At 43.9% G+C, this 3136-nt stretch carries 3 protein-coding genes; all 3 read left to right on the plus strand.

The window, feature by feature from the left end:
- Window positions 1-120 precede the first annotated feature (120 nt).
- A complete protein-coding gene (locus ACKTR2_RS10035) occupies window positions 121-1539 on the plus strand; it encodes a type VII secretion protein EssB/YukC (RefSeq protein WP_407884991.1) in 1419 nt (472 codons plus the stop codon).
- Window positions 1540-2694, plus strand: coding sequence for a phage tail tip lysozyme (locus ACKTR2_RS10040; protein ID WP_407884993.1), 1155 nt, complete (start codon window positions 1540-1542; stop codon window positions 2692-2694). It abuts the gene before it with no gap.
- A gap of 13 nt (window positions 2695-2707) precedes the next feature.
- On the plus strand, window positions 2708-3136 hold a 429-nt coding region (locus tag ACKTR2_RS10045; protein WP_407884995.1), incomplete at its 3' end, for a SadB/YajI family lipoprotein.

The raw sequence follows: 3136 nt of genomic DNA on the forward strand, positions 1-3136 counted from the left end.
CTTACCAAGAGAAATACAACCGTGAGACAGCTGGGCAACCGGATTATCAAAAGCGCGTGGTCTTAACCCCCAGTGAAATTGACGCTTTAACTACCACCGAAGAGGAAGGGGGGACTTTAAATGAGTAAATCAAACCAACTATTAAATATCGAGGTTGGGACATTCAAACGGCAAGGAAACAAGTTAATCCTAGAGCTTAATCACAATCAATTTCGATATGACCAGTTGAGTGAGCTAAACGAATTAAAGGAAGCTGATGCCAATTTCTTACAGTTGGTTAACGTAGTTGAGCAAGACCAGAAGGTTGTTTTAACTTATACCTTGCCGGATAAGGTCAGATCATTAAAGGAATTACCACATGAAAATAAAGCAATCCGATCAGCAATTGCCAAGGAAATCATGGCGCAAAATGTGGTTAACGATAGCCAGTATCACGTTGCGTTGAACCCAGCTAACCTGTGGTATTACCCCATGCAACATGTTTGGTACGCCTACCGGGCCAATGAACTCATGCCTTATGATGACAAGCATAGCAATTTAGCCAAATACAAAGCGCTGATTCTATTTTGCTTGACGGGGACGCCTTACGAACGGCTATTAAGCAATCCCCAAGAAGCCTTGGCCAAACACCCAGATGACTATTTACAACAAGTGGCTAAAGCTACGTCGTTAAATGAGTTAACGGAAGTGGTTAACGGCATTGAGGATTTTGTGAGCTATCACGAATGGCAGGAAGTTGAAACGGCCCAGCAGAAAACCAAACAACGTTTATGGTTGAGTATGGCCGGGGTGGCGATTGTGGCCGTTTTGGCCATCGGCTTAGTCCATAAAAGTGACGAACGGCAATATCAAAGCTTGGCTAACCAGACCCAAGCCCAGGTCATGCGATTAAAATATAGCGGTCAAATTCAAACCGCTTTAAATGATCACAAGTGGTCAGAAGCGCAAAAAGATATGCAACGGGCCGGCTATCCTTCAGCTAAGCAAGTCAGTGTCTTTTTAAAGCATCGTCAGTACCAGCAAGCCTTAAACGTTGACCCAAGTCAGTTGAACAAGGTTGTTAATGCGGCTTATGCCAACCAAGATAGCAGTCAAGTGGCCGATTGGCAGTTACCAACTAAGGCGACGAGTAAGCAAAAAGATCAATTGAAACTCGAAAAAGCGATTGTTAATTATGATACCAATACGCTTAATAACCAATTATCCTTTACGACGAACGCTGATGTGTTATTGAGAATAGGGCAAGCTTTCCTCGCCCATAATGATACGCAAGACGCCCAGACTGTCCAAACCAAGTTAGCCGGCGTGAACAGTCCTAAAGCTAAGTATTTAAAAGCCTTGTTAAGTCTCAATGCCGCTAAGAACGAAGTTAGTGACGCCCAAAAGAAGTTAGATGACGCCAACAAGATTGATGGCAGTAAAGATAAGGACAAAGACAAGAAGGTGGATTCGGCTAAGTCGGACTTAAAGAACGCGCAGAGTGACCAATCAGCAGCGCAAAAACAAGTCGATCAGGCCAAGCACAAAGTGGGTGATTAAATGCAAGTACTGTCTTTCGAATATAAGAAAAAGAAGTGGAAGTTGATTGCTTATATTGTGGGCGGCGCCCTTCTGCTAATCATCTTGTTAATTGCGGCAGTAACAGGTCAATTGCAAGAAAACAGTTGTGATAACTCAACCACTACAGAAACACAGTTAGATAGTAAGAGCATGACAGAAAATGCCAAAAATATCTATGCGCACTGGAAACAGAAGTATGGTGCCACGCCACAAGCGGCGGCTGGTATCTTGGGGGTCTTACAACTAGAAAGTCGGCTTGATCCCAAGTCCGTTAATTCAAGTTCCGGGGCCACGGGCTTAGCCCAGTGGTTAGGTGGCCGAAAAGATAAGTTGGAGGACTTAGCCCATAAAGAAAATAAACCAGCGACCAATCTCGGGGTACAGTTGGATTATCTCGACCAAGAATTGAACAGTAGTTACTATGCGTCAAACAAGCAGATTTTTAAATATGCGGACGTGCATAAAGCGACCAAAGCCTGGTTAATGGATTACGAGGGTATGAGTAAGAACCCGGAACAATGGTATTTAAGCCAAAGATACGGTTATGCCGATCATTGGTATTCCGTGTTGGGTGCAAGTGATCCCGTGGCCGGTAATACGTTAGATAATGCAAGTTCCGGCGATCTGACCGAACTAGGTTGTGATAGTGACCCGAGCTATTCCGGTGGCAGCATTGTTAAAAACGCGGAAAGTATGAAGGGCGACTTCTATTATGTTCAAACTCACCCTAGCCCCGATTTAGGTAGCGATTTAAAGAATCCTAACAAAACCGGTGGAACCGATTGTTCAGGCTTTGTCTGGTTAGCGCTTAATAAAGCTGGTTACAAGGTACCGGCCAACATGGGTTGGTTTACCGGCACGATGGCCAGTGACGCCAAAGGCAGCCATCAATACTTGAAACAGATCAGTGAAACTGACGCGAAAGCCGGTGATATTGTGATCGTTAATCAAGGCGTGGGAGCTGGAAACGACGGCCATACTGCCATTCTACTAAGCAAATGGCAAGGCAAAGCCACCAAAATCATTGAACAAGGTGGCGTAGGCGACAAGGTTAACGAAAGCACCTTTGGCACCGCCTTTTATAGCTTACTAAGTGGTAGCGATGTAACGTTAGCTCGGCCAATCAAGAAGTAAGGAGGACGAGTAAATGAAACGCAGCATGGTTTTAAGTATTGCGATTGGTAGTTTGATCTTAATCATGTCATTAGGGGCGAATGCCTATCAACATAGCCAAGTTAAGCAGGCGCAACAGCAGATTAGTCGTTTACAAAAACAGAAGCGCCAAGTTAACCAGCAATTGACTAAAACCAACCAACAAAAGCAGTTATTGAGCACCCAAATTGACAGTTATAAGACCTACCAAAATAATAAAGACAAAAGTCAGGCTGAACTGAGTTTTAATACGGTAGTCACCAAGTTCTTTAAGGTCATGAATAACTTCAAGCCCAAGACCTACGGACAGCGTAAAGATGGCGTGAAAGACTTGATTTCCGACAAGCTATATCAGCAATACTTTTCAAATAAGGGCACGTATGGTGATAGCAATAGTGTTTCAGCTAAGTTAAATCAACTGAAC

It is taken from the genome of Furfurilactobacillus curtus (genome assembly GCF_045862785.1).
Taxonomy (GTDB): Bacteria; Bacillota; Bacilli; order Lactobacillales; family Lactobacillaceae; genus Furfurilactobacillus; species Furfurilactobacillus curtus.